The 25,035-nt window shown below is 66.7% G+C and carries 23 protein-coding genes and 1 tRNA gene; 16 read left to right on the forward strand and 8 right to left on the reverse strand.

What is annotated here, in order from left to right:
- The first annotated feature begins 1 nt into the window (after position 1).
- The 4 genes from AC6I6S_RS07665 to argF are packed head-to-tail and all read left to right on the forward strand — an operon-like array spanning position 2 to position 4,143.
- Positions 2-901 (forward strand): acetylglutamate/acetylaminoadipate kinase, encoded by a 900-nt coding sequence (locus AC6I6S_RS07665; protein WP_497949175.1) that lies wholly within the window; start codon positions 2-4, stop codon positions 899-901.
- A complete protein-coding gene (locus tag AC6I6S_RS07670) occupies positions 898-2,049 on the forward strand; it encodes an aspartate aminotransferase family protein (protein ID WP_497949176.1) in 1,152 nt (383 codons plus the stop codon). The genes AC6I6S_RS07665 and AC6I6S_RS07670 overlap by 4 nt, the downstream gene beginning before the upstream one ends.
- The gene (locus tag AC6I6S_RS07675; RefSeq protein ID WP_497949178.1) at positions 2,046-3,188 is read left to right on the forward strand and encodes a [LysW]-lysine hydrolase; all 1,143 of its coding nucleotides are present in this window, start codon (positions 2,046-2,048) and stop codon (positions 3,186-3,188) included. The genes AC6I6S_RS07670 and AC6I6S_RS07675 overlap by 4 nt, the downstream gene beginning before the upstream one ends.
- A gap of 25 nt (positions 3,189-3,213) precedes the next feature.
- Positions 3,214-4,143 carry an ornithine carbamoyltransferase gene (gene argF / locus AC6I6S_RS07680; protein WP_497949180.1) on the forward strand — a complete coding sequence of 310 codons (930 nt, stop codon included), beginning with the start codon at positions 3,214-3,216 and terminating at the stop codon, positions 4,141-4,143.
- A gap of 111 nt (positions 4,144-4,254) precedes the next feature.
- Here argF and AC6I6S_RS07685 read toward each other — a convergent pair whose 3' ends face one another.
- Complete coding sequence (locus tag AC6I6S_RS07685) at positions 4,255-4,752, reverse strand: DUF6789 family protein (protein WP_497949181.1); 498 nt, start codon at positions 4,750-4,752, stop codon at positions 4,255-4,257.
- A 145-nt stretch (positions 4,753-4,897) separates the two neighbouring features.
- Between AC6I6S_RS07685 and AC6I6S_RS07690 the strand changes: the two genes are divergently transcribed.
- From AC6I6S_RS07690 to AC6I6S_RS07705, 4 genes are all read left to right on the forward strand, one after another.
- Positions 4,898-5,143, forward strand: a complete 246-nt coding sequence (locus tag AC6I6S_RS07690) for a DUF8001 family protein (protein ID WP_497949183.1) — start codon at positions 4,898-4,900, stop codon at positions 5,141-5,143.
- 30 nt (positions 5,144-5,173) lie between these two features.
- The gene (locus tag AC6I6S_RS07695) at positions 5,174-5,560 is read left to right on the forward strand and encodes a helix-turn-helix domain-containing protein (RefSeq protein WP_497949185.1); all 387 of its coding nucleotides are present in this window, start codon (positions 5,174-5,176) and stop codon (positions 5,558-5,560) included.
- A gap of 68 nt (positions 5,561-5,628) precedes the next feature.
- On the forward strand, positions 5,629-6,894 hold the full coding sequence (gene thrC, locus AC6I6S_RS07700) for a threonine synthase (RefSeq protein WP_497949187.1): 1,266 nt from the start codon (positions 5,629-5,631) through the stop codon (positions 6,892-6,894).
- 179 nt (positions 6,895-7,073) lie between these two features.
- Entirely contained in the window at positions 7,074-7,982 is a 909-nt protein-coding gene (locus tag AC6I6S_RS07705; RefSeq protein WP_497949189.1) for a transcription initiation factor IIB, read from the forward strand.
- Positions 7,983-8,034: 52 nt separating this feature from the next.
- Here AC6I6S_RS07705 and AC6I6S_RS07710 read toward each other — a convergent pair whose 3' ends face one another.
- Both AC6I6S_RS07710 and AC6I6S_RS07715 read right to left on the reverse strand, forming a co-directional pair.
- Positions 8,035-8,430, reverse strand: a complete 396-nt coding sequence (locus tag AC6I6S_RS07710; protein WP_497949191.1) for a DUF7855 family protein — start codon at positions 8,428-8,430, stop codon at positions 8,035-8,037.
- A 73-nt stretch (positions 8,431-8,503) separates the two neighbouring features.
- Positions 8,504-10,606: a minichromosome maintenance protein MCM gene (locus AC6I6S_RS07715; protein WP_497949193.1), complete on the reverse strand. Its 2,103-nt coding sequence runs from the start codon at positions 10,604-10,606 to the stop codon at positions 8,504-8,506.
- Positions 10,607-10,822: 216 nt separating this feature from the next.
- On the opposite strand from AC6I6S_RS07715, the gene AC6I6S_RS07720 reads away from it, so the two are divergent.
- Positions 10,823-11,479 carry a helix-turn-helix domain-containing protein gene (locus AC6I6S_RS07720; protein WP_497949195.1) on the forward strand — a complete coding sequence of 219 codons (657 nt, stop codon included), beginning with the start codon at positions 10,823-10,825 and terminating at the stop codon, positions 11,477-11,479.
- 193 nt (positions 11,480-11,672) lie between these two features.
- A complete protein-coding gene (locus AC6I6S_RS07725) occupies positions 11,673-12,746 on the forward strand; it encodes a glutamate-cysteine ligase family protein (RefSeq protein ID WP_497949197.1) in 1,074 nt (357 codons plus the stop codon).
- A 32-nt stretch (positions 12,747-12,778) separates the two neighbouring features.
- On the opposite strand, the gene AC6I6S_RS07730 is transcribed toward AC6I6S_RS07725, so the two are convergent.
- From AC6I6S_RS07730 to AC6I6S_RS07740, 3 genes are all read right to left on the reverse strand, one after another.
- Positions 12,779-13,915 (reverse strand): C45 family autoproteolytic acyltransferase/hydrolase, encoded by a 1,137-nt coding sequence (locus AC6I6S_RS07730; RefSeq protein WP_497949199.1) that lies wholly within the window; start codon positions 13,913-13,915, stop codon positions 12,779-12,781.
- A gap of 104 nt (positions 13,916-14,019) precedes the next feature.
- Positions 14,020-17,001 (reverse strand): DUF4350 domain-containing protein, encoded by a 2,982-nt coding sequence (locus AC6I6S_RS07735; protein WP_497949201.1) that lies wholly within the window; start codon positions 16,999-17,001, stop codon positions 14,020-14,022.
- A gap of 616 nt (positions 17,002-17,617) precedes the next feature.
- Positions 17,618-17,692 (reverse strand) — tRNA-Arg (locus AC6I6S_RS07740).
- Between the two features lie 96 nt (positions 17,693-17,788).
- Between AC6I6S_RS07740 and AC6I6S_RS07745 the strand changes: the two genes are divergently transcribed.
- Complete coding sequence (locus AC6I6S_RS07745) at positions 17,789-18,352, forward strand: AAA family ATPase (RefSeq protein ID WP_497949203.1); 564 nt, start codon at positions 17,789-17,791, stop codon at positions 18,350-18,352.
- Positions 18,349-18,762, forward strand: a complete 414-nt coding sequence (locus tag AC6I6S_RS07750) for an RNA-binding domain-containing protein (protein WP_497949205.1) — start codon at positions 18,349-18,351, stop codon at positions 18,760-18,762. Before AC6I6S_RS07745 ends, AC6I6S_RS07750 begins: the two co-directional genes overlap by 4 nt.
- 2 nt (positions 18,763-18,764) lie before the next feature.
- Here AC6I6S_RS07750 and AC6I6S_RS07755 read toward each other — a convergent pair whose 3' ends face one another.
- A complete protein-coding gene (locus AC6I6S_RS07755; RefSeq protein WP_497949207.1) occupies positions 18,765-19,757 on the reverse strand; it encodes a hypothetical protein in 993 nt (330 codons plus the stop codon).
- Positions 19,758-19,852: 95 nt separating this feature from the next.
- A complete protein-coding gene (locus AC6I6S_RS07760; RefSeq protein WP_497949208.1) occupies positions 19,853-21,238 on the reverse strand; it encodes a signal recognition particle protein Srp54 in 1,386 nt (461 codons plus the stop codon).
- A gap of 152 nt (positions 21,239-21,390) precedes the next feature.
- Here AC6I6S_RS07760 and AC6I6S_RS07765 point away from each other — a divergent pair, with 152 nt between their 5' ends.
- The 4 genes from AC6I6S_RS07765 to AC6I6S_RS07780 all read left to right on the forward strand — a co-directional run bounded on the left by AC6I6S_RS07765 (position 21,391) and on the right by AC6I6S_RS07780 (position 25,034).
- A complete protein-coding gene (locus AC6I6S_RS07765; RefSeq protein ID WP_497949209.1) occupies positions 21,391-22,299 on the forward strand; it encodes an AEC family transporter in 909 nt (302 codons plus the stop codon).
- A gap of 81 nt (positions 22,300-22,380) precedes the next feature.
- Complete coding sequence (locus AC6I6S_RS07770; RefSeq protein WP_497949211.1) at positions 22,381-22,584, forward strand: hypothetical protein; 204 nt, start codon at positions 22,381-22,383, stop codon at positions 22,582-22,584.
- A gap of 219 nt (positions 22,585-22,803) precedes the next feature.
- Positions 22,804-23,454: a bifunctional 4-hydroxy-2-oxoglutarate aldolase/2-dehydro-3-deoxy-phosphogluconate aldolase gene (locus AC6I6S_RS07775; protein WP_497949212.1), complete on the forward strand. Its 651-nt coding sequence runs from the start codon at positions 22,804-22,806 to the stop codon at positions 23,452-23,454.
- Between the two features lie 161 nt (positions 23,455-23,615).
- On the forward strand, positions 23,616-25,034 hold the full coding sequence (locus AC6I6S_RS07780) for a dihydrolipoyl dehydrogenase family protein (RefSeq protein WP_497949214.1): 1,419 nt from the start codon (positions 23,616-23,618) through the stop codon (positions 25,032-25,034).
- Position 25,035 lies beyond the last annotated feature (1 nt).

Consider the following 25,035-nt stretch of genomic DNA (forward strand, 5'->3'; position numbering starts at 1 on the left):
GATGACGGTGGTTGTCAAGATCGGCGGCGCCGAGGCCGTCGATCCGACCGGCGCCCTCTCGGACGTCGCCCACCTGGCCGCAAACGGAGAGGACGTGGTGGTCGTCCACGGCGGCTCGACGGCCGTCGACGAGACGCTCGAGGCACTCGGCGAGGAACCCACCTACGTCGAAACCCCCGGCGGCGTCGTTGGCCGGTTCACCGACGAGCGCACCATGAACGTGTTCAAGATGGTGATGGCCGGCAAGCTCAACACCGATCTGGTGGAAGCCCTCCAGAATCAGGGCGTCGACGCGATCGGGCTCACCGGCGCGGACGGCAAGCTGCTCACGGGCAAACGCAAATCCGCCGTCCGCGTCAAAGAAGACGGCAAGAAGAAGATCAAGCGCGGCGATCACTCGGGAACGATCGAGGAGGTCAACGCCGACCTGCTCGAGACGCTGCTCTCCGACGGCTACGTCCCCGTCGTCACCGCACCCGTGCTGGGCGCAGAGAAGGACGGGGGGTATACCGCCGTCAACGCCGACGCGGATCGCACCGCGGCCGCCGTCGCGGGCGCGCTTTCGGCCGACCTCGTGCTCCTCACCGACGTCTCGGGGATCTACGAGGACCCCGACGACGAGTCGACGCTGCTCGAGTCCGCGAACACGGAAGCGGAGTTCGAGGCAGTCGAAGCAGCAGCCGAGGGGTTCATGACGAAGAAGGTGATGGCCGCCGAGGAGGCGCTTTCGGGCGGCGCGTCGTCGGTCGTCGTCGCCGGCGCCAACGCGAACGACCCCGTTCTCAACGCGCTTTCGGGCCACGGCACGACGCTGACGCCCGGCGCGGTGGGACTGGGGGACGAACCAACAGACGACGCGCTCGAGGCCGGTAACGAAAGCGAACTCGAGGTGACCCGATGAGCGACAACGGCTTCGTCTTCTCCCAGAAGCCGATCGCGATCGAGTCGGGAGAGGGGGTTCACCTCACGAGCGAACGTGGGACGGGGTACCTCGATTTCGGCGCGAGCTACGCCTGCACACCGACGGGTCACTGCCACCCCGACGTGGTGGAAGCGGTGCGAGAGCAGGCCGGCGAGTTGCTGTTCGTCCAGGGATCGTACCCCGTCGCCGCGCGCGAAGAACTCCACTCGAAACTGGGGGCGCTCGCCCCCGGCGACCTCGAGAAGGTCTGGCTCTGTAACTCGGGGACCGAAGCCAACGAGGCCGCGCTCAAGTTCGCCCGGAGCGCCACCGGCGGGACGAAAATCGTCGCCGCGAAGCGCGCCTTCCACGGCCGCACCGCGGGCACCCTCTCGGCGACCTGGAAACCCAAGTACAAGAAACCGTTCGAGCCGCTACTCGAGGACGTGGAGTTCGTCACCTACGGCGACGAGGCGGAGCTTGCGGACGCGGTGGACGACGACACCGCCGCCGTCATCCTCGAGCCGATCCAGGGCGAAGGCGGCGTCCACCCCGCTCCCGAGGGCTACCTCGAAGCGGCCCGCGAGATCACGACCGAAACCGGAACCGCGCTCGTCTTCGACGAGATCCAGACCGGCCTCGGCCGTACCGGAAAAACGTGGGCCTGCGAACACGAGGGGATCGTCCCCGACGTTCTCACGACCGCGAAGGGGGTCGCCAGCGGCCTCCCGATGGGTGCAACCCTCTGTGCGGACTGGATCGCCGAGAGCGCTGGTCCCCACGGCTCGACGTTCTCGGGCAATCCGCTCGTCTGTGCCGCCGCCAACGCCACCCTCGAGGTGCTCGCCGAAGAGGACCTCGCGAGCAACGCCGCCGTCGTCGGCGACCACCTGCAGGACGAACTCGCCGCGAGCGACCTCCCGGTCCGCGAGGTCCGCGGGCAGGGGCTCATGCTCGGACTCGAGGTCAAACGCGGCGCGAACCGCGTGCTACGCGACCTCGCCCTCGAGCACCGTATCCTCGCGCTGCCGGCCGGCCGGAGTGTCGTTCGTCTGCTGCCGCCGCTCGTGCTCGAGGAGTCCCACGCCGACGAGCTACTCGAGGCGCTCACCGAGATACTCGCGCCGACGCCCGAGTCACAGTCATGAACGCCACCGCACAGACCGACGACGGAGCCGACGTCTCGCTCGAGGAGGCCCGGAAGCTCCTGCTCAACCTCGTCTCGATCCCCTCACCCTCCGGCGAGGAGGGTGCCGCGGCCGAGCGCCTCGCCGAGTTCTTCGAGAGCCACGACCGCGAGGTGTGGCTCGACGAGGTCGGGAACGTTCGCGCCCCCGCTGACGATTCCGTCCTGCTCACCTCGCACGTCGACACCGTCCCCGGCGAGATTCCGGTCCGCGTCGAGACCGCGGGAGAGGACGACCCGATCGCCGCGGCGGGCGAGGAGGTTCTCTGGGGCCGGGGCAGCGTCGACGCCACCGGCCCGCTCGCAGCGATGGCCGTCGCGGCCGTCCGCACCGGCACCTCGTTCGTCGGCGTCGTCGGCGAGGAGACGACCTCGCGGGGCGCGCGCCACCTCGTCGCAGAGCGTGAGGAACCCAGAGCGGTGATCAACGGCGAACCCTCCGGCGCCGACGGCATCACCCTCGGCTACCGCGGGATCGTCTCCGGGACCTACACTGCCGAAAGCGACTCCGGACACACCTCGAGGCCCGAGCCGAACGCCATCCAGGAGGCGATGGCCTGGTGGTCCCGCGTCGAGGCGGCGTTCGAACCCGACGGCGCGGACGCGACCGTTTTCGAACAGGTAACCGCCAAACCCGTCGCCGTGCAGGGCGGGACGACCGAGAACGGTCTCGCCGTCCGTGCGACCGTCGACTTTCAGTGTCGGGTGCCGCCGAGCCTCGAGCCCGCGGCCGTTCGAGAAACCGTCGAAGCCAAGGGCGGCGGTACCGAGGTCACCGGCCTCGAGCGCGAGGGCGACAGCTTCGAGCGCGAGGGTCCTGTCCTCGAGTGGACGGACGAAGTCCAGCCGGTAATGCAGAGCCCGCGAACCGACGTGGCGCGTGCGTTTCGCGTCGCGATTCGCGCAGAAGGCGGCGAGCCGCGTCTGCTGCGCAAAACGGGAACGAGCGATATGAACATCTACGCCGGGGCGTGGGAGTGCCCGATGGCGACCTACGGCCCCGGCGACTCCGACCTCGATCACGCGCCCGACGAGCGCCTCCCGCTCGCCGAGTTCGACCGCTCGGTGACGATCCTCGAGCGCGTGGCGGGGTCGCTTTGAATACACGATGACCACCGAACTCGCTATGACACCAGCCACAGATTCCGACCAGCCGAGACACTTCCTCGACGTCGACGACCTCTCGCGGAGCGAACTGTTCGCCGTCCTCGACCGGGCGGCAGAGTACAAACTCGCCCAGCAGCGAGGCGACCCCCACGCGGACCTCGAGGGCCAGACCCTGGGAATGCTCTTTCAGAAGGCGAGTACCCGAACCCGCGTTTCCTTCGAGACCGGGATGACCCAGCTCGGCGGCCACGCGGTCTTTCTGGGAGCCGACGACATCCAGCTGGGTCGGGGCGAGCCGCTGAAGGACACCGCCCGCGCGCTCTCGAGATACGTCGACTGCGTGATGGCTCGCGTGTTCAAACACGAGAACGTCGAGGTGATGGCCGAGTACGCCGACGTCCCGATCGTCAACGGGCTCACCGACGACGCCCACCCCTGCCAGACGCTTGCGGACCTGCTTACGATTCGGGAGCGGTTCGGCGACCTCGAGTCCGCCTCCGCCGCGTGGGTCGGCGACGGCAACAACGTCGCCCAGTCGTTCGTCCTCGGCTGTGCGCTGGCCGGCATCGACCTCACCGTCGCGACGCCGGCCGAACACGGCGTCGACGAGGCGGTCGTCGAGCGAGCCGCAGAGATCGGCACCGCGCCGACGATCACGACCGATCCCGTCGCGGCGGTTTCCGACGCGAACGTCGTCTACACCGACGTCTGGATCAGCATGGGCCAGGAGGACGAACGCGACATGCGCCTCCGGCGCTTCGACGGCTTCCAGCTCAACGACGACCTGCTCGCCCACACCGACGACGCCGCCGTGATGCACTGCCTGCCCGCCCACCGCGGCGAGGAGATCACGGACGCGGTGCTCGAGGGTGAGCACTCCGTCGTCTGGGATCAGGCCGAAAACCGGCTGCACGCACAGAAGGCGCTGTTGGGCTGGTTGCTCGAGTAGCGCGGCGCTACGCGCCGCGAGAACGCGAACGGGGAGCGCAGCGACCCGTGAGCGAGGCGCGAGCGGAGAGGAACGACCCGTGAGCAAAGCAACCCGGGAGCGACGCGCCCATTACCCGCCGCTCTCGGAGAGTTCGCTGCGTGGCCGCCCGCGAGGGCGCTCGAGCAGCGCATACCCGACCCCGAGAACCAGCCCGTAGACGGCGTGGCCGACCAGACTGCCCATATCGAGGTTCGGAACCATCTCGGCCATGCCGAGCCAGATCGGCATCACGACCACCGCGAGTATCGCCCAGAGGACGATCCCGTAGGCGACGCCCGCGCCCACGCCGGTCGAGAGCGAAATCGTCGGCCGGCCGGCGGCGACGAGGATCGCCGCGAAGACGACCCCCAGCACCGCCGCGTGCGAGAGGTGGACGATCCAGCCGGCGAGGCCGCCCTCGAGGCCGTACATCGAGGGGATCATCGTCTCGAGCATCTCGGGGGTCATCGCAGTCATCATGAGGCCGAAGGCGACGCCGCCGGCGATGCCGCCCGCGACGCCCGCCTGCCAGGGCTCGACTCCGGTCGCAGTCTGTACGTCGGTCGGTGTTGCGGTTTCCGAGGCCATCAGACGGGGGTAGGTCGTGGGGGTGTGTGACAATGTCTCGGGCGTGCGTCGGCGATGCACACCCGAGGTAGGGCAATCGGTACGCCGACGGGGAGCGCTCGTCGAGGGCAAAGACTCTTTGACGTCGTCCGAGCAGTTCTACTCGATGGCGACGCCGCTTCGGATTGCCGCCGGCGAACTCGAGACCGACGCGATCATCGAGGCGATCCACGAGGGCCGGCGGGTGGTCGTGACGATGACGATGCTCGAGGAGGAGTACGAGGTGATCCTCCGCCACGACGGCTCGACGTACTACTGCGACACGCCCACGCGACTCCACCGCCACGAAAGCGAAGCGGAGATGCGAACCTGTATCGGACGGATGGGCTACAGCGCCGAGAGTCGGGCGTAACGTTTTCTCGGTCGTCCGCCAAGGTCGCACATGGCGGAGCAGCCGCGCCACCGACTGGACGAGTTGCTGGAGCAGTCCGATCCGGAGTTCGAGGCAGTCATGAGCTGCGTGTTCGGGATCGAGACCCACGAGACGCGCGTCTATCTCGTCGCCCTCGAGTACCCGGGGAGTACGATCGAAGAACTCGGCGACGTGCTCGAGCGCGACCGGAGTACGGTCAACCGATCGCTGTCGACGCTCCACGAGCGAGGGCTCGTCGAGCGGGATCGGCGGCTGCTCGACGGCGGCGGCTACGTCTATCAGTACACCGCGATCGCGCTCCCGGAGGCGAAACGGTTGCTCCACGAGGCGCTCGACGCCTGGACCGAACAGGTCCACGACGTGATCGACGAGTTCGACGGGCGGTCGATGCCCTGACCTCCGGCTGCTGGCAGCATCCGCAGCAACCCACCCACTTTTCCCCGCTGCCCGCCTTCGCCCCGTCAATGAGTCTCAGCCTCTCCGCCGAGCGTCCGGCCCCTCCCGACGACGCCGTCGACGGCGCCTGGCTCGAGTGCATCGACTGCGGCGAGAGCTACGCCCCGTTCGAGGCCGTTCGCTACACCTGCGACTGCGGCGGCCTGCTCGAGGTCCGCTACGCCGACTTGCCGGCGTTCGCGGACTTCGAAGGGACCGCGACGAGCGGCGTCTGGCGCTACGCCGACGCCCTTCCGCTCGAGTCGGGCGTCTCGATCCAGGAGGGTGCGACGCCGCTGTACGAGGTTCCCCGCCTCGAGGACGAACTGGGCCTCGAGGCCCTGCGGGTCAAACACGAGGGGATGAACCCCACCGGGAGCTTCAAGGACCGCGGGATGACCGTCGGCGTCGCCGTCGCCCGCGAACTCGGCGTGGATCGACTCGCCTGCGCCTCGACGGGTAACACCAGCGCCGCCCTCGCCGCCTACGGCTCCCGGGCCGGGATGGAAACGCTCGTGCTTCTCCCCGCGGGCAAGGTCGCCGCCGGCAAGGTCGCCCAGGCGAGCCTCCACGGGGCGCGGATCTTGGAGGTCGACGGCAACTTCGACGCCTGTCTCGACATCGTCCAGGAACTCGCCGCCAGGGGTGAGGCCTACCTGCTGAACTCGCTGAACCCGTTCAGACTCGAGGGCCAGAAGACGATCGGCCTCGAGATCCTCGAGGCCTTTCGCGAGGACTACGACGCCTGGCCCGACCGGATCGTCCTCCCGGTGGGCAACGCGGGCAACACCGCGGCGCTGTACAAGGCGTTCAGAGAACTCGTCCAGGCGGGTGACCTCACCCGCGAGGAGGTTCCGAAACTCACCGGGATCCAGGCCGAGGGCGCCGCGCCGATGGTCGAGGCGATCGAGAACGACGCCGACGAGGTTCGCCGCTGGGAGGACGTGGAAACCCGCGCCACGGCGATCCGGATCGGCAACCCGGTCAACGCCCCGAAGGCACTGCCCGGAATCCGGGAAACCGGCGGGACCGCCGTCGCCGTCACCGACAAGCAGATCACGGCCGCCCAGCGCGCCCTCGCCGGCGAGGGAATCGGCGTCGAACCGGCCTCCGCGGCGTCGGTCGCCGGCCTTCGGAAACTGCGCGAGCGGGGTGTCGTCGACGCCAGCGAGCGCGTCGCCTGCCTCACTACCGGCCACCTCCTCAAGGATCCCGACGCTGCCGCCGCCGCGGGAGCCGATACCGAATCCGTTCCGAACGATACGGACGGTGTTCTCGACGCGCTCGAGGAGTGAGACCTCCACGGCCTCCGGTTCGGTTTGCCGTCCCCCGAGACCGTCGCTGACCGAACGATTCTGCAGCGAGTTCCGATTCCGAGTATCCCGCGGTGGTCGGAAGATACCTACTTCGGGTATGTTTATTCACCCTATAATAGAAATGTTTTTAACCAATAAGTGGCGTTTTGCTAACACGAATGCGTCGGAACCAGTCAGGTACAGACTCCGAGCCAACGGCGGTCTGCCCCGAGTGTGAGGGACGACTCCGGCCGGTAGACGTACAGACGGTGTGTGAAGACTGCGGTCTCGTCGCCGCCGAAGATCCGATCGACCGCGGCCCCGAGTGGCGGTCGTTCGCCGACGACGACACCGACCGGCGACGGACCGGGGCGCCGTTGACCCGATCACGGCATGACCGCGGCCTCTCGAGTGAGATCGGGTACGGCTACGGCTCGGGAGTTAGAGTGAGCGGCCGGAAACGCCGCCAGATCGCGCGTATGCGCAGGGAACACAACCGTGCTCGTCTCTCCTCGAAGCAAGCACGCAACCAGAAGTACGGCTTTACGGAGATTCGACGGATCGTCGCCCAGTACTCGCTGCCGATGGACCTCTGCGAGCAGGCCTGTGCGCTGTTCGCGTCGGCCCAGTCGGACGGGCTGTTGACGGGCCGATCGATCGAGGGGTTCGCCGCAGCCGCCGTCTACACGACCTGTCGGACCCGCTCGGTCCCCCGAACGACCGACGAAGTCGCCGCGGTCGCGCGCGCAAGCGAGCGCGAGCTCGGCGTCGCGTACACCGCACTCAATCGTGAACTGGACGTCGAGACGGGGCCGATCGATCCGACGGCGTACCTTCCGCGATACGCGACGAAACTCGGCCTCGGAAGCGCCGTCGAACGCGAGGCACGCGAGTACGTCGAACGGCTTCTCGAGGACGGAGCGCTCGGCGGTCGGAACCCAAGTGGTGCTGCCGCGGCCTGTCTGTACGCCGCCGCCACGGAGTACGACGACGCCGAGCCGATCACGCAGGCCGCAGCGGCGGCGGTCGGCAACGTCTCACCGGCGACGATTCGGTCGACCGTATCACTTCTCGAGGAGGGACGCTAACAGCCAGAGCGCCACGAACCACCGCAAACGAGGAGACGCTACCGCAGCGGCGTCAGTTATCGTCCGTTTCGTCCGACGCTCGATTGCGGAAAAACGACCGCTCCCGCATCGTATCCGGCATCGGATGGTCGGTTCCCGACGCGAACTTCGGATACGGCGTCCGGTCGTGCTCTCGCTCCACAAACGAGTGCGCTGCTCGTCGCGCTCGGTGGTAGCGCTGGTGTCGGTCGTCGACGGGGCACGTTCTGGCGATCTGGACCGGCTCGCCGTGTTTTGCGCGAAGCCAGAACGCGAGAAACGCACCGAACTCGGTCGGTGCGAACACGACGGCGCGACCGAACCGCCGAAGCACCGTCTCATCGTGAGTCGTACAGATGTTTTTCATCGTTTCTCGAGCCTTCGGCTCGTCCGCGACGACGAGAAATCCGTCAGTCGACAGCCCATCCATGTATAATATTCAATCATTCCCGGAGTAAAAGTGTTTCTTTTCTAACTGCTATGCCGCCGTACGACTCGAGCCGCTACGTCGTCCGCAGATTGTCGGTGCTCGGCTCGTACACCTCGCCCTTCTGTTTGAGTTTCTCGATCTCGTGTTCGGCCTTCGACTCGTCCATCCCGATCTCCTCGGCGCGCTCCAGGACGACGTCGATCGGTGCGCCGTCGTCGTACTCCTCTTCGATATCCGTGATGAGGCCCTTGATGTTCTTGATCCGGTCGCGCTGGGACTTCGAGGTTCCCGCCTCGACGATATCCGCGTCGAACTCGCCGGTTTCGGGATCGACGCCGATATCCTGGAGACACGAGCGAACGATCTCGATCACGCGCTCGGCGTCGTCGAGTTCAACGGTGTCCGACAGCCGGATGCGGGCGCTGGCCTCCGAGAGCCGAACCAGTCCCTCGAGTTTTCGGGCGGTTACGGGGACGGGAGCGTCCTCGTCGGTTCCCTTCGAGCGAAGGTCGACGTAGAAGTCGCGGATCGCCTCGCGGGCCTCCTCGGTCATCCGCGGATGGCAGTTCTGTTTGGCGTAGGCGATGTACTTCCGGAGGAGTTCGGCGTCGATCGCCGGATCGACCTTCTGGGTCATCTCCTCGATCTCGTCGGTGCTCACCTCGAGGGAGGTCATCTGGGACTGCTGGGTCGTTAGCTCGCCCGCGTAGTTCGTGTTGATGATGTGTTCTGCGAGATTCCGGTCTTTCTCCTCGTCGGGCTGGTCGGTGACGGTGAAGATCAGGTCGAACCGCGAGATGAGCGCCGGCTCTAAGTCGATCTGCTCGCCGATGGGTTCGTACTGGTCGAAGCGGCCGTACTTGGGGTTCGCGGCTCCGAGGAGCGAGCACCGGGACTTGAGGGTGGCGTTGATGCCGGCCTTCGAGACGGAGATTTTCTGCTGCTCGAGGGCCTCGTGCATAGCACTGCGATCCTCCGACCGCATTTTATCTAGCTCGTCCACTGCCGCGATCCCCTGGTCTGCGAGGACGAGCGCGCCGGCCTCTAAGGTCCACTGCTGGCCGTCGCCGAAGTCGTCGCGTACCGCTGCGGCGGTAAGTCCGGCGCTCGAGCTACCCTTCCCTGACGTGTAAACCGATCTGGGGGCGATGTTCTGGATGTAGCCCAGCATCTGGCTCTTTCCTGTTCCCGGATCACCGATCAGCAGCATGTGCAGGTCGCCGCGGATCCTCGAGCCGTCGGGCAACTGCTTCGTCACGCCCGAGAACAACTGGAGCATCATCGCGAGCTTCTCCTGCTCGTAGCCGTAGATCGCGGGGGCGATCGAGTCGACCATCCGCTCGTAGATGTCGTCGGCCGTCGAGAGGCGGACGATCTCCTCTTTGTCCTCGTCGGTGATGTCCATGTCCTCGAACTGCTCCTCGTCGATGTCGACGGAGATCCCCTCCATGTAGAAGTCGAAGATGGGGGACTTCTCCTGCTGGTTGCCCTGCTGCTCGAGGCGCAGCACGCCAACGGCGGAGACGTGGTCGCCGGGGGTGACCTCCCCCGTAATGTCGTCCTCGATGTTGATGTCGAGGGCCTGTGGGGTTTCGCCGCCGCGGAGTCCCTCAGGGCTCTCCTGGATCCGGAGTTTCTGGGCGTCGATGAACTCCGACTGGTCGAAGTTCACCCGGAACGGCCCCTGGCGTTCACAGCCCTGGCACTCGTGGGGTTCCTGGAAGTCACCAGTCGACTGCGGGATCCGGGTGAGGGTGCCACAGAGTTGGCACTCGAAGGCGGCCTCCTCGATCTTGGGGCGGACGTCGGTCGCCTTCCGGACGATCCCGTACACCTGTACGAGGGAGTTCATGTCGCGGGCGCGGATGTCACGGATCTCCGGCGACTCGGTTTCGGGGAGGTTCCGAATGCGGACGTGGGCCTGCCCGAGGCTGACGTCGATCGGCAGGTCGTAGAGTCGGAGCGCCTCTTCGGCGTAGCGCTGGAGCTGTTCGGGCTGGTTGATGTAGTCGTCGGCTAAATCCGGGTCGAACCGGTAGAGATCCTGCCAGTCGATGTAGAGCGAGCGCTGTTCGTTCGGGTACCGCTGGGCAAGCTGTTTAACGTCGTTGTCGTAGTAGTTCCGGAAGAACTGCTCGAATGCGTCGACGAGTTCGGAGTTTCCCGCTTGCGCCATTGCACTGGCCTAGGGTCGCCATTGGGTATAAATTGTCGTATAGCGCGGTGAAACTGGTCGGCGCCCTCGACAGCATATTCTTATGGAGCTATTAGATCGTTTGTACCACAGTTCAGTCGAATTTTCGCTTTTTCGAACCCCCAAACGGTCCTACAGTATAACTTCGAGTTGCCGTGTAGTCGGGCGCTGTCAGGCGTCCTCAACGCCAGATACACCATGAGTGCACTCACCGAATTCACCATCCCGGCGGACGCGGTCGCACTCGAACAGACGTTTCACAGAGCCCCAGCGCTCCGCATCGAACTCGCACGCACCGTCGCGTGCGACGACGACCTGTCGTTTCTCTGGAGCTCGGGCGTCCCCGCGTCGGTGGCGACGGAAGCGCTCGAGGCCGACACCGCCGTTGACTCCGTGACCCAGGAGGACGAGTCCGGGACGACCGGGCGTGCGCTCTACACGGTCGAGTGGGGCGACGGTCCCGAGCCCGTCCTCGAGTCGCTGGCGACGAACGGTGGGGTTCTCGAGGCTGTCGCCAGACAGGGGCGCTGGCACATCACGACGGTTCACCCCGACCACGAGTCGCTGACGGCCGCCTACCGGTCGTGCGAAGTCCCGATCGAGGTCCGGTCGGTTCGGACGGTGTCCGACGGCCTGGCACGAGGAAACGGGACGCTCACCGACAGCCAGTACGAGGCGCTGTCGTCGGCACTCGCGCACAACTTTTACGACATCCCCCGCGACGTGACGCTCGCGGATCTGGCAAGCGACCTCGGTGTGTCACACCAGGCGGTGTCCGAGCGACTCCGACGCAGTCATCGGAAACTGGCGCAGGACGCGATCGAAGAGACGAACAGTAACGAGCGAACGGGATAGGGCGATTCAGGCCCCGAACAGGCCCTCGTCGTACGTTATTCCTTCAGCGAGAGAACGGACGACCACTGACCCTTGAAGTACCCCTTGATTGCGCAGGCTCAGTGCGTTCGTGTGGCAGTAGTGTATCCCTGTTTCCACGGGACACAACGGCCCCGAGCCGTGCTGGCGCGGGTCGGTGTCGGGACATCCATACATGAAAACCAGCCTCGAGGTGGAGTACTGGGTCGTCGACGAAGACGGCGCCCTCACTCCACCCACAACGCTGCTCGACGTCTCCGAGCAGGTCGAACCGGAGTTCGTCGAGCCGATGATCGAGATCAAGACGACGCCGTGTGAGTCGGCGACCGAACTCCGCGAGGAGTTTGTCGGCCGGATTCGTCGGGTCGTCGACGCGGCACGCGAGCAGGGAAAGCGGCTCGTCCCGCTCGGAACGCCGCTGCACGCGGCCCCCGGGGAGATCCCGTATCGGGAAAAGGAGAGCACCGGGCTACAGCGTCGGATTCTCGGACCCTCGTTCGACGACGCCCGGTTCTGTGCGGGAACCCACGTCCACCTCGAGCAGTCAAGCGTCGTCGACCAGCTCAACACACTTACCGCGCTGGACCCCGCGTTCGCGCTGCTCAACAGCGCCTCACACCACCGCGGGGAGCCGCTCACGGCCTGTGCGCGCCCCTATCTCTACCGCAAATGCTGTTACGACGCGTTCCCCGACCAGGGACAGCTCTGGCCGTACGTCGACAGCGTCGACGAGTGGGAGCAGCGTCTCGAGCGATCGTACGATGCGTTCCGGGAGGTTGCCCGCGAGCGCGGGATCGCAGCGGCCGCGTTCGACGAGCAGTTCGACCCCTACGATGCGGTCTGGACGCCGATTCGCCTCCGGGAGTCGTTCCCGACGGTCGAGTGGCGCTCGCCCGACGCCGCACTCCCCAGCCAGGTGCTGTCGCTGGCGACGGAGATCCGTGCGATCGTCTCGCGCGCCGACGCCCGCGGCACCGTCGTCTCGCCGAACGAACGGGCCGGCGGCCGCGTCCGTCTCCCCGACTTCGGAACCGTCGAGGAGACGGTGACGACCGCGATGAAAAGCGGTCTCGAAGCGTCGAGCGTGACGAACTACCTTCGGGGCCTCGGACTCAACCCCGAACGATACGATCCGCTGGCCGGCAGATTTCCGAAGCGTCGGGTTTCCCGTAACGAAGCGAAGCAACTGCGACTCAGAGCGGCCGACTGGCTCGAGGCGGATCTCGAACACGCCGTCGTTCGGCCCTGAATCGGTTAGCCGTCGCGCGTTCCTGCGCGGAGTTACTCGCCTCTCGAGACGAGATTCCCGGAGACGCCGCTGCGCTCGAGCCACCGCCGTCCGGAGCGAAGCGGCTCGGAAATCTCTTCGCCGAATACACAGTAGACCGGTTCCGTCTCACAGGGCGTGTTGAGCGCGAGCTCGAGCGCCGGCGTTCCGCCCTCGAACAGCGCGGCACTCGCCGTGGTGAGCTGTTCGAACGCGTACGGCCCCTCGGTGTCGTCGGCGATGTGCCGACAGATCGAGTCGTCGCCGGGACCGTTCTCGTGGTCGCGAGCGAGCGCCCACAGCCGGTCGCGACCGATCCGTTCGTCGCCCTCGAGCAACTCGAGCGCCCGCTCTCGTCGCCGAAGCGAGCTTTCCTCCTCGGGCGAGCGTGACTGGACGAAGTGGTTCGTCCGGACGACGACCCGATCGGCGTCGGCCGTAATCTCCTCGCGAACGGGGTCGATTTCGAGTAAGACGGCGTCGGTTTCGTCTGCGAGAAACAGCGTCTGGGCGGCGAGTCGCCGCAGCGGGTAGGACTCGAGGAGCGTCCGGGCCTCGGCGACGGTCGCACACTCCTCGAGCAGGATTCGGATGACAGTGCCGTTGCGGACCTGTGCTCGCGGATCGATGTCATCGCGTTCGACGTCGATATTGGTGTTTGCGGCGACCAGTCCCCGATCGTTGACGCCCTTGAACAGCATCACCGTCCCGCAGGTGTCGACGGTGAGAAAACCGTGGTAGTCGCCGATCGCCGGCTGCTGGTAGACCGCCTTGGGTCGGACCCCTCGGCCCGCGATGTCACGGTTTTTCAGCACCAGCGGCCCGTCGGCGTCCGCCTGCGGCGGGGTGACGAGAACGTTGGTGCAGCCGTTTGCCGCCGTCTCGCCGAGTTCGTCACAGAGTTCACTGAAGGCAAAGACGTACACCTCGTACAGGTCAGCGTCGACGTCGAGGGCGTCCTTCATTCCCTCGTAAGCGGCCAGATGGCGGTCGGGCAGACTCTGATGGCTCTGGCGGGAGTACTCGAGCAACGGCTTGAGGTCGACGTCTCGCTTCGCACACAGCTCCCCGAGCGTCGAAATCGCCCACTCGAGGACTTCGCGTTCGTCCCGGCCGCGTCGTCGCCCCTGCTCGTAGAACTCTTCGTTCATGGGTGGGATACAGTAGCGACGGGTTTGTACGCACGGGGCGCTACTGCCGGGTCGGCCCGCGCAGGGCCGAGGTTCGAGCCGAGAATACGCAGGTTCGTCTGTGCTCAGTCGTCGGCCGACGCACCTCGTCCGCGCCCGTTCTCGTTACCCTGATCGTTCCCGCGACCCCGACCCTGACCGCGACCCGGTCCGTCGGTACCCAGTTCGGCGTCGGCATCGTAGGCGTCGAACAGCGGGAACGACTCAGTGAACGCGTCCGTCTCGAGCACCGTCTCCTCTTCGAGATGGCGCGCCTCGTCGACGAGGCTGTCGTCGTTCAGCCGGAGGTCGGTGTTCAACCGCCAGGCGAGGTGGTTCAGGTTCGCGGTGTGTTCGTCCGAAGCGTCGGCGCTGCCGAGCAGGATCACCGCGCCGCCGTCGTTGCGGAACTGTCGGAGGGCGATGATCTCCTCCAGTTCGAGTTCGCGAGCGGGCGCGGAGACGAGCACCGCCCGCGGCGTCTCCTCCTCGGCGGCCAGCGTCGTGGTGAGGTCGTTGACCTGCCGGAGTCGCGTACCGACCCCCTCAAGGTAGCGCATGAAGAACTGACAGCGCTCGAGCGAGAGCGAGCCGGCGGCGTTGAACTGCCCCTGACCGCCGGCGATGAAGACGTCGCCGTCGGCCGCCGAGAGATAGTTGATCAGGTTCGCCAGGAACGGGAAGTTGCCGTGATCGCTCGTGTCGGCGAACCCGTCGCTCTCCTCGTACTGTTCGTGAATCGTGAGGCCGCCGACGGCCGCGACCCGGCGCTGTTCGTCGACGCCCACGAGCGGGATGTCGTCGTAGGCGACGCTCTCCGCGCCGAGTTGCTGTTCGGCCGATTCGGCGGCGTAGACGGGCACGCGAGTATCGCTGAGGCGGCCGCCGTTTCGGCCGCGGGCGCTGTAGACGCTGCGGGCGTTCGGGACGAAGAGTTCCTCGACGGGCTCGTTTCTGATCTCCTCGAGGGCGTCGAAGTCCGCGGCCGACCAGACGCCGGTGCCGTCGGCGAGGGCGGCTTCCTCGTCTCTGGCCCACTCGTCGTGTTTCGAGAAGCCTGAGGAGTAGATCCGGGCGTACCCCTCCTCGACGGCCTGGCGGTTGTAGTTCACCGAGTAGTCGCCGTCGGAACCGGCGTCGAAGTCGTCGGGGTCGTAGTGCATGTACATCAACAGCCGGCCGTAGTTCCCGCGTTTGGGTTCGACGGGGTCGAACGTCATCTTGACCCGCCGGCCCTCGACGGTCGACTCGCCGGCATCGGCGTCGGGGGCCATCACGTCGAGCGAGAACTCGGTCGCCTTGCCGCCCCAGGTGTCGAGGTGATCCAGGTCCTCGATGCCGAACCACTCTTCGGAGTCGTTGGTCGCGGTGCCGGTTTCGGCGGTGTCGATCCCGATGTGGCGGATCACGTCGCGGTAGCCGTACTCGCTGTCGAACTCGACTTCGAAGGTGTCGCCGTCGAACACCCGCACCACGCGACCGTAGTACTCCTCGCCGGCCTCGAAATCGATACCGATGCCGGGCCGGTCCGCGTCGTAGTCGAACTCCGTCGAAACGGGGACGTGTGCCGGCCCGTCGTTCTGGACCTCGTCTTCGACCTGGCCGCCGTTGAACCGAAAGGCCAGGTCGAGGCGTTCGGCCAGCGTGTTCAGGTTTTCCGTGCGATCGTGGCCGCCGAAGTCGGACTGGTCGAACAGGAACAACGCGCCCCCGTCGGCGACGAACGCCTCGAGTGCCTCGAGTTCGGACTCCCAGAAATCGTACTGCGGCGTCGTGATGACGAGGGCGTCGGCGTCCTCGAGGCCGACGGCTCCGGCCCCGTCACCGATGTACGCCTCGTCGACGGCGGTCGTCGTGAACACGAAGTCGGCCCAGCCGGTGGCGTCGTCTTCGACCTGATCGGCGTTGAAGCGGAACGCGAGATCGAGTTCCGCGGCGATTTCGTTCAGGTTGTCGGTCTCGTCGTGTCCGTTGTGTTCGGACTGATCGTGGAGGAAGACGGCGCCGCCGTCGTCGACGAACGCCTCGAGGGCCGCGAGTTCCGCCTCGGAGAACGCCGCCGCCGGCGACGTGATGACCACCGCGTCGGTCTCCCCGTCGGTGAGGCTCTCGAGGAGGTCGTCGGTTCCGGAGACGTCGTAGCCCGCCGCCTCGGCCTCGTCGGTGAACGCCTCGAAGCGAGAGGAGTCGTAGTACTGGCCGTGACTCTCGTCCCAGGCGACCGTATTGCCGTCGATCAGGTCGTCCCAGAGCGCGAGGACGAACGCGTCGTTTTCGTCGTGGTCGTTACCGTCGTTGACGAACGGCGCTCCCAGTCCGACGACGGTTCCGTCGCGCGAGACCAGCGGAATCCGTTCGTCCTCGTCGTACAGGTACGCGCCGTCGTCGTTTCCGTCGACGTTGGTCGCCGTCTCCTCGGCCCAGACCAGGACGTGCTCGTCGTCGGTGAGCGCCCCGCCGTCGGCGGCGGTCTGGGAGGCCGTCGAGTAGAACTCGAGGCCGTCGTAGCTGTCGTCAAACGATTCGAGGGCGGCGAGTTCGTAGCCGTTGGCCTCCGCATACTGCTGGAAGGTGCCGTGTCGCGAGAGATCCCAGTGCTGGTTCTGCGCCTCGCTCCAGAGAACGGTGTCGCCCTCGATCACGTCGTCCCAGACGTTGAGCAGGAACTGCTCGTTGCCCCGGGAGAAGCCGCCGTTACCGTCGCTGACGAACTCCGCGGCGCCGATGCCGAACACGTTTCCGTCCCGACTGATGAGCGGAATCCGGGCGCCGTCGTCGTACTCCGTGACGGTCTCGGGATCGGTGCTCCAGTCGGCAGCGATCATCACGGAGGCGTCCTCGGACGACCACGCGACGACGTGGTCGTCGTCGGTCAGCGGCTCGTGGTTCTCGTCGACCTGCCCCGCCGTCGAGTAAAACGAGAGTGACTCGAGTTCGTCGTCTCCCGCGGTTTCTCCCGCCGAAACCCCCGGAATGCCGGTTGCCAGTCCTCCCGCAGCGACGCCGAGTGCCGACAGCACCGATCGCCGTCGGATCGGGAAATGGCCTGTGGTACTATCGTCGACCATGCCCACCAGTTCGAGGTATTAAATAAAAGTCTTGGTAATAGTGCTTGGCCGAACTATATATTACACCGTTAGTTTGATACATGATTGTGTACACGGGCGGTTCGTAGTCGAGCTAGCTGGACGATTGACTCGAGAGGTGACACCACCGCTCGGGTTGCATCGAGTCAGTCACCCTGCATTCGTCGGGCCAAGAGCTAATCGTGTGGCTAGCTAACACTGATCTAGCCCACTTCGGCTGAGAGTACGACCGACGAGGTGGGCTCGAGCGGAGGGGCCGACGTCGAGCGACTGGAGACTGACGGTCACCGACGGCGGCCCTATTACTCGTTTCTTGGGGCTCTGGTGTCTGGTGTTTTTGAGGGCGGGCTCGAGAGTCACGTCCGCTCCCTGAGATAGCTCTTCTGTCGACACCTCGCAGTAGCGGACCTTACGACCCAGTGAGAAGTACGGAACTGGCGGTAGGGTACGATGACGGTCGCCCAAAGATGCGAGCGACACGCAGTATGGGCACGATGGGATTCGAACTACGCCGTCGGCTCGCGACGCTCGCCGCCGTCTAATTCGAATCCAACGTGGTCCCCGATTCGTTGCTCGCGTCCGCTCGCAACAGAATCAGCGGGCACGATGGGATTCGAACCCACGACCGTCGGATTAGAAGTCCGACGCTCTATCCGGACTGAGCTACGTGCCCTCGAGTACTCACTCAACGACCAACTGGCATAAGCGATTGGGATTCCCCCGCCGCGAGACACAGCCCTTATGGCCGACTCGCGTGTACCCGATGACAATGCACGTCATCGGAACCGTGGGGCTGCCCGGCAGCGGGAAGGGCGAGGCCGCGACGGTCGCACGCGAGGAAGGGATTCCGGTGGTGACGATGGGTGACGTCGTCCGCCAGGAAACCGCCGACCGCGGCCTCGATCCGTCGAAGGACCATGGCACCGTCGCCCAGGCGCTGCGCGCGGAGAACGGCCCGGCGGCGATCGCCGAACGCTCGCTACCGATGATCGAAGACCGCCTCGAGGACCACGACACCGTCCTCGTCGACGGCATCCGATCTGACACCGAGGTCGACGTCTTCGAGGAGCGCTTCGGCGAGGCGTTCACCCTCGTGAGCATCGAAGCGCCGTTCGAGTTGCGCGCCGAGCGGATCGACGACCGCGGCCGGGACGCGGGCAGCGACGACGGGGGCGAAGGACTCGAGGCCCGCGACGAGCGCGAGCGCGGCTTCGGAATGGACGACGCGATGGCCCGCGCCGACGCCGTCGTCGAGAACGTCCACAGCCTCGAGGCGTTCCACGACCGAATGCGACCGCTACTCAGGAGCCACAGCCAGCCACACAACCAATGACAGCAATCTATCGCATCACGGCCGAGATTACGGCCCCCGTCTACGACACCGAGGTCACCACCCGCGTCGCCGACGCCGTCGAAAACATCTTTCCGGCCGCCGACGTCGAGGAGAGCCACGGCGAGATCAGGGGAACAGCTCACTCCCTCGAGCACTTCTCCGAACTGCTCCACCGCCAGGAGATCCTCGACACCGCCCGCGGCGAGTTCTTCGGGGGCCGCGAGGGCGACACGTTCACGTTCGCGCTGAAGAAACAGGCCGCCTTCGAGGGGCGGGTGAACTTCGCGGTGGGCGAAACCGACGAACTCGGCGAAATCGCGGTGCGAGTGCGCGTCGACGACCCCGACGTACCGACGTACATCGACGCCCTCGCCCCCGAAACCGAGGACGGCAGACCGATCGGTTCCTGACGTTACGAACAGGCCTCGGCGTCCGCGAGTGCCTCCTGACCGTCCTCCTCGCGCTGTCGAGCGGTCGCCGGATCCACCTCGTCGGCCGCACGCGCCGAGTCAGCGAACGCCTCGGCAGCCGTCTCGAGGTGCGTCGCCTGGCAGTGCGCCGTTTCGGCGTGTCCCCGAACCACCGCCGGGGCGTCCATCGCAGTCGCCGACCGCGCCGCCGCCGTCTCGTAGCTCTCCGCCGCGTCGTCGAACGCCGCGATGGCGTCGTCGTACCGCTCGTCCTCGGCGTACCTCTCCCCGCGCTCGAGGTGCTGGTGGCCGGTCACGATCCGCTCCAGCGCCGCGCCGAGGTCCGAGAGTCCGGCGACGACCGAATCGAGAAGCTCCGCACCCGCCTCGATCGGCTCGAGGTCGACGACCGCGAGGTCGGCGATACGTTCGTGGTCGATCGACTCGAGGGCCGCGAGCGCCGGATCGAGCGTCTCCCGTGCGAACGCGAAGCGGTCGCGAACCCCCTCGACGGTCGTTTCTGCCTCTGCGAGTCGGCGAGCGTCGATCTCCTCGTAGAGGGCGTCTATCTCGTCCGGAAGCCTGTCGTCGGTTACGGTGTCGGTCGTCTCGACGATGCCGGCGAGAACGTCGGCGAACGACTGCAGCGCCGCGACGTCGTCGGTCGTTTTCTCGTCGGTCGCCACTGCGGACTGGAGGAAGCCGCGAGCCTCGTCGATCCGCTCGAGCAGCGTCTCGGCGTCGAGGGAGACGTCTTCGGCGTCCTCGAGGTCCGCCGCGACGGGCTCCAGCGAGATGGCAACCCTGTTCAACGCCCCGACGGCGCGTCTGCGGTCGCGGTCGGCCTCGCGGTAGCTCCGGGTCATCTCGACGGTCGGTTCGCGCTGTGAGCCGGTTCCGGAGCTGTCTCGAAGTCCGGAAACCTCGTCGAGACAGCCCGCGAGCGCGCCCGTCCCGAGGGCGCAAAGAGAGGCGAGATACTGCCGGCGGTTCATAGCGTGTGATACGTCTAGACTCCCATTATTGTATTGGAAAATATACTATCTGATAACCAGCGGTGGCCGACGAGAGGGGGGAGGCGACGGGAAAATCAGCCGAACGGGCCGCCCATCCCGCCTCCGCCGCCACCGCCCTGTTGCATCTGCTGCATCATGCGCTGCATCTCCTTCTCCGAGCCCATGCCCTGGAACTGTTTGATGGTGCGTTCCATCATCTTGAACTGCTGGAGGAGTTCCCGGACCGACTCCTCCTCGGTACCCGAACCGCGGGCGATGCGCTCGATCTGGCTGGCGCCGATGGCACGGGGGTACTCCTTTTCGGCGTCGGTCATCGAGTCCATGATGACCTCGAAGGTGCGCATCCGGTCCTGGGTGACGTCCATCGCGTCGTCGGGGAGCTGATCCTTGATCCCGCCGCCGAAGCCGGGGATCATGTCGAGCACCTGGTCCAGCGGCCCCATGTTGTTCATCGCCTCCATCTGCTTTTGCATGTCGTTCAGGGTGAAGTTGCCCTGGAGCATGTCCTCGGGGTCCCAGTCCTCCTCTTCGATCTGGGTCTGCTCCATCGCGCGCTCGACGCGCTCGGCCAACTGACCCAGGTCGCCCATCCCCAGCAGCCTTGAGATGAAGCCGTTCGGCTCGAAGCGCTCGACGTCCTCGACCTCCTCGCCGGTCCCCAGAAACGCGATCGAGGAGTCGGTCTGGTCGACCGCGGTCAGCGCGCCGCCACCCTTCGCCGTCCCGTCGAGTTTGGTGATGACGACGCCGTCGATCCCGACGGACTCGTCGAACTGCTGGGCCTGTTCCTTCGCGCCCTGGCCGATCGCCGCGTCGAGCACCAAAAGCGAGGTGTCGGGATCGACGACGCGCTCGATCTCCTCGATCTCGTCGATTAGATCGTCCTCCAGGGCGTGGCGACCCGCGGTGTCGACGATGTGAACTTCGGCCTCGCTCGTCGCCTCGAGACCCTCGCGGGCGATCTGCACCGGGTCCTCCCCGTCGGGGTCGCCGTAGAAGTCGACCTCCGCGCGCTCGCACATCTGCTTGGCCTGGTCGTAGGCGCCGGGCCGGAAAGTGTCCGTCTGGATCACCGCCGGACGCAGCCCCTTCGTCGAGAACCACCACGCCATCTTCGCCGCGGAGGTGGTCTTCCCCGACCCCTGGAGGCCGGCGAGCATGATCGTCTGGCCCTCGAGCGGGAGTTCGGTCGACTCGCCGATGAGATCGACCAGTTCCTCGTAGACGATGCGGAGGACGAAGTCCCGGGCCGGCGTGCCGGCTGGGGGCTCCTCCTCGAGGGCTCTCGTCTTGATGTTGTCCGAGAGCTCCATGACGAGGGAGACGTCGACGTCGGCGGAGAGCAGCGAGCGCTGGATCTCCTTGACGACCTCCTCGACGTCTTCCTCAGAGATTCGTGACTTCCCTCGAAGCTTGTCGAGGGTTCCGCGTAGAGAACTGCCGAGATCGTCGAGTACCATTTGCACGATGTAGGGGCCGGCGGTGTTAAAGGCTTTTTCTCGGGCGGTCGCCGACTCCCGGTGGACGAACTCCGAGGGAGTCGATTCCGCGAGCCCCGGGCAAAGAGCACCTCGAACCGAAGGGAAAAGGCGGCGAGACCACTGGAGCGGATATGGAGGTACTGCTCCGGCTCCTGGCGCTGCTCTGTCTCCTGCTCGTCGGGACCGGACTCCGACGGCTGGGCGTCCTCGATGCGAGGCGGACGACTCGGCTGAACGCCGCCGCTTATTACGGGGCGCTACCCGCGCTGGTGTTCGTCGGCGTCTACGACCAGCCAATCGGCCGCCTGCTCTCAGCCGGGCTGTTCGCCGGCCTCTTTGCCGTGCTCTTCGTAACCGTCGGCCTCGCCTGGATCGTTCACCGCAACCGGTCTACGGACGCCCGCCGAAGCGTCGCCGTCGTCCAGTCGTACCACTCGAACCTGGGCTATCTCGGGTTGCCGTTCGTCGCCGCGACGTTCGACGCCGAGGTGACCGCCATCGCGGCCGTCATCCTGGGCGTTTTCACGCTGCTACAGCTTCCGCTCACGGTGCTGATCCTCACAACCGTCAACAGCGCCGACGCCAGCCTGACTCGAGAGTTCGCCCGTCTCGGAACCAACCCCGTGCTGCTCGCGCTCCTCGCGGGGATCGCCGTCGGCTCGAGCGGTTTCGTCCCACCCGCGGCGGCCGTCGGCGGCCTCGACGTTCTCGCCGCGCTGGCGCTGCCGCTCGCCTTGCTCTGTGTGGGTGCCTCCCTCCAGGTCGACCTGCCGTCGATCGACCTCGGCGCGACCGCCTCCGTGGTCGCGCTCAAAGTCTGTCTGATGCCGGCGCTCACCTGGACTACCTTCTCCGCGCTCGCCGTCGACGCCGCGACGTTCACCGCCGGCGTCGTTATGCTCGGAACGCCGACGGCCGTCTCGACGTACGTCTTCGCGAGCGAACTCGGCGGAGACCGGCGCTTCGCCTCGCTCAACGTCTTCGTGACGACCGTCGCCTCGATCGGAACGCTGTTCGTCCTCGTGGCGATTCTGGGCTGAGGCGGTTCCGGCGGCGGTCGGGTCGCTCGAGCCGGAGAAAACGCTCAACGGCTATCAGGGACGAGCCGTAATCAGCACGCGATGAACAACGAACCCGCGGGCGAGACCGCGTTCGCGATCCAGATGGTGTGTCTGGTGCTGGTTCCGCCGCTCCTCATGGGACTCGCGATCGCGGTGCTCAGCGGCACGGAAGACGGAATCTGGGGGATGGTCATCGGTCTCGTCGTCGGCGTCAGTGCGGCGAAGCTCCGCAACGAGGTGCGGGCGATGCGTCTCGCCGACTGAGACGGTCTGCTGTAACTGTGTACCGCTGTAACCGCAGGACGGGCCGGGGTTGCACCGGTGGACTCGCGTCACTCCTCCACCGAGACTCGTCTCACCCGGTTCGACTCACCACCGGAAATGACTTACAGCAGACCGTATGAGAGCGCGCCACCGAACACGTCGGTCGTGGACGGACTCGAGGTGACAGTACTTATGGCCGTCATCCTCCCAGTGGCGAGTATGGCAGACAAACTCGAGACCTACGAGCGGATCGTCGACGCCGGCGTCGTCGCCGTCATGCGCGGGATCGACCCCGACGACGCGGTTCCCGTCGCGGAGGCGCTGTACGAGGGCGGGGTGGAGGCCCTCGAGATCACCGCGGACGCGACCCGTGCCACCGAGATGATCGCGGACGTCGACCGCGCGCTCGCCGACACCGACGCGGTCGTCGGCGCTGGAACCGTGCTCGACGAGGCGATGGCGGTGAACGTCATCGAGGCCGGCGCGGACTACCTGCTCGCGCCCCACTTCGACCGAGGGATGGTCGAGGCCTGCAACCGCTACGGGAAGGTCGCCATACCGGGCGTCGCGACGCCCACCGAGGCCGTCCGGGCCGCGGAGGCGGGCGCGGACATGCTGAAGGTGTTTCCCGCCTCGGATCTCGGGCCGGGCTACATCAGCGCGATCCAGGGGCCCCTGGGTCAGCTCCCCATCGTCGCCACCGGCGGCGTCAGCCCCGACAACGTCGCCGACTTCTTCGAGGCCGGCGCAACCGCCGTCGGCGCGGGCTCCGCGATGATCGACTACGACGCCATCGACCGCGGCGATATGGACGGCGTCCGCGAGCACGCCGCGACGTTCGCCGAGGCCGTCGACGAAGCGCGGTCCTGACTCGAGTCGCCGTCGCACTCCGCCGGCGCTCGGATCCGGACCGCGTCACGTCGTCTCGCGACCTCCTGTAGGTTCGGGTGTCGCTCGGTTCCGGACCTCGTCGCGGCGAGCGTTCCGATCCACCCGATTTATGCCGCCGCTCGTGGTTCGTTCCCCGTTCTATGACAGACTTCGACATCGTCGTCCTCGGCGGCGGTTCGGGCTCGCAGGTCGCCACCGCGGCCGCCGAACGGGGCCTCGAGGCCGCCGTCGTCGAACCCGGCCCGCTCGGCGGTGCCTGCGTCACCAGGGGCTGTGTCCCCTCGAAGGCGCTGATCCACCGCGCCGACGTGCTCGAGGAGATCCGCGGGGCCGACCGGTTCGGGATCGACGCCGCCGTCGAGGGGCTCGAGTACGACGCGATCACCGAGTCGATCCACGACACCGTCTACGAGAAGGCCGACGCGCAAGCCGAGAGCCTGCGTGAGAGCGACCACGTCACGCTCTACCGGGGAACGGGACGGTTTCTCGACGACGAGACGATCCTCGTCGAGCGCGAGGACGACGAAGACCTCGAGATCCGGGGCGAGACGGTCGTCATCGCCGTCGGCTCCCGCCCCGTCGAACCGCCGATCGACGGCCTCGAGGACGTGGATTATCACACGAGCGACGACGTCCTCTACCTCGAGGAGCCCCCCGAGAGCCTGCTGATCGTCGGCGGCGGCTACATCGGCGCGGAGCTAGGGTACTTCTTCGACGCGGTCGGCACCGCGGTGTCGATGGTCGGCCGCAGCGACCGCGTGCTCCCGCGCGAGGACGAGGCCGCGAGCGAGGCCGTGACCGACGCGCTCTCGGCGCGGTTCGACGTCTACACCGGCCACGAGGTCACGGAAGTTTCGCAGCGAGGCGACGGGATCACCGCCGTCGTGGAGTCCGACGACGAGACGAGCGAGCTAACAGCCGCGGCGCTGCTGCTCGCGACCGGGCGGCGGCCGAACGCGGACACGCTCGACCTCGAGAACGCCGGGATCGACACCGACGACGACGGCTCCGTCGACGTCGACGAGTTCTGTAAGACCAGCGCCGACGGCGTCTGGGCGCTCGGCGACGTCATCGGTGCCCAGCCGTACAAACACGCCGCCGACTACGAGGCCCGCTGCGTGACGGTGAACGTTCTCGAGGACACCCAGCAGGCCGTCGACTACGACGCGATGCCCCACGCGGTGTTCACGAAGCCCCGCGTCGCGAGCGTCGGCCGCACCGAGGCCGAACTGGACGAGGAGGGCCTCGAGTACGAGGCCGCGACGGTGGGCTACGACGCGGCGCCGCTGGGGCTGCTCCTCGAGACCGACGGTTTCGTGAAGCTGCTCGTGGAACCTGACGGCGGCGAGATTCTGGGCTGTCACGTCGTCGGGCCGGACGCGCCGACGCTGATCCAGGAGGCCGTGATCGCGATGGATCGAGGGGGCGGCCGAGTCGACGACGTCGCCGCGGCGGTCCACGTCCACCCGGCGCTCTCCGAGGTGATGCTGGCGGCGTTCGACGAGCTCTCCACGCGGCCGTACTCGACGGCGCCGGACTGGCGGGGCGTCGGCGAGTGAC

This window comes from Natrononativus sp. DTA114 (assembly GCF_059736515.1).

Coding starts and splice junctions, on each gene's coding strand:
- AC6I6S_RS07705 (WP_497949189.1), top strand. CDS start 7,074: ATGCGTCGGAACCAGTCAGGTACAGACTCCGAGCCAACGGCGGTCTGC.
- AC6I6S_RS07675 (WP_497949178.1), top strand. CDS start 2,046: ATGAACGCCACCGCACAGACCGACGACGGAGCCGACGTCTCGCTCGAG.
- AC6I6S_RS07745 (WP_497949203.1), top strand. CDS start 17,789: ATGCACGTCATCGGAACCGTGGGGCTGCCCGGCAGCGGGAAGGGCGAG.
- argF (WP_497949180.1), top strand. CDS start 3,214: ATGACACCAGCCACAGATTCCGACCAGCCGAGACACTTCCTCGACGTC.
- AC6I6S_RS07695 (WP_497949185.1), top strand. CDS start 5,174: ATGGCGGAGCAGCCGCGCCACCGACTGGACGAGTTGCTGGAGCAGTCC.
- AC6I6S_RS07720 (WP_497949195.1), top strand. CDS start 10,823: ATGAGTGCACTCACCGAATTCACCATCCCGGCGGACGCGGTCGCACTC.
- AC6I6S_RS07755 (WP_497949207.1), bottom strand. CDS start 19,757: ATGAACCGCCGGCAGTATCTCGCCTCTCTTTGCGCCCTCGGGACGGGC.
- AC6I6S_RS07750 (WP_497949205.1), top strand. CDS start 18,349: ATGACAGCAATCTATCGCATCACGGCCGAGATTACGGCCCCCGTCTAC.
- thrC (WP_497949187.1), top strand. CDS start 5,629: ATGAGTCTCAGCCTCTCCGCCGAGCGTCCGGCCCCTCCCGACGACGCC.
- AC6I6S_RS07665 (WP_497949175.1), top strand. CDS start 2: ATGACGGTGGTTGTCAAGATCGGCGGCGCCGAGGCCGTCGATCCGACC.
- AC6I6S_RS07775 (WP_497949212.1), top strand. CDS start 22,804: ATGGCAGACAAACTCGAGACCTACGAGCGGATCGTCGACGCCGGCGTC.
- AC6I6S_RS07765 (WP_497949209.1), top strand. CDS start 21,391: ATGGAGGTACTGCTCCGGCTCCTGGCGCTGCTCTGTCTCCTGCTCGTC.
- AC6I6S_RS07715 (WP_497949193.1), bottom strand. CDS start 10,606: ATGGCGCAAGCGGGAAACTCCGAACTCGTCGACGCATTCGAGCAGTTC.
- AC6I6S_RS07725 (WP_497949197.1), top strand. CDS start 11,673: ATGAAAACCAGCCTCGAGGTGGAGTACTGGGTCGTCGACGAAGACGGC.
- AC6I6S_RS07770 (WP_497949211.1), top strand. CDS start 22,381: ATGAACAACGAACCCGCGGGCGAGACCGCGTTCGCGATCCAGATGGTG.
- AC6I6S_RS07670 (WP_497949176.1), top strand. CDS start 898: ATGAGCGACAACGGCTTCGTCTTCTCCCAGAAGCCGATCGCGATCGAG.
- AC6I6S_RS07690 (WP_497949183.1), top strand. CDS start 4,898: ATGGCGACGCCGCTTCGGATTGCCGCCGGCGAACTCGAGACCGACGCG.
- AC6I6S_RS07735 (WP_497949201.1), bottom strand. CDS start 17,001: ATGGTCGACGATAGTACCACAGGCCATTTCCCGATCCGACGGCGATCG.
- AC6I6S_RS07780 (WP_497949214.1), top strand. CDS start 23,616: ATGACAGACTTCGACATCGTCGTCCTCGGCGGCGGTTCGGGCTCGCAG.
- AC6I6S_RS07760 (WP_497949208.1), bottom strand. CDS start 21,238: ATGGTACTCGACGATCTCGGCAGTTCTCTACGCGGAACCCTCGACAAG.
- AC6I6S_RS07685 (WP_497949181.1), bottom strand. CDS start 4,752: ATGGCCTCGGAAACCGCAACACCGACCGACGTACAGACTGCGACCGGA.
- AC6I6S_RS07710 (WP_497949191.1), bottom strand. CDS start 8,430: ATGGATGGGCTGTCGACTGACGGATTTCTCGTCGTCGCGGACGAGCCG.
- AC6I6S_RS07730 (WP_497949199.1), bottom strand. CDS start 13,915: ATGAACGAAGAGTTCTACGAGCAGGGGCGACGACGCGGCCGGGACGAA.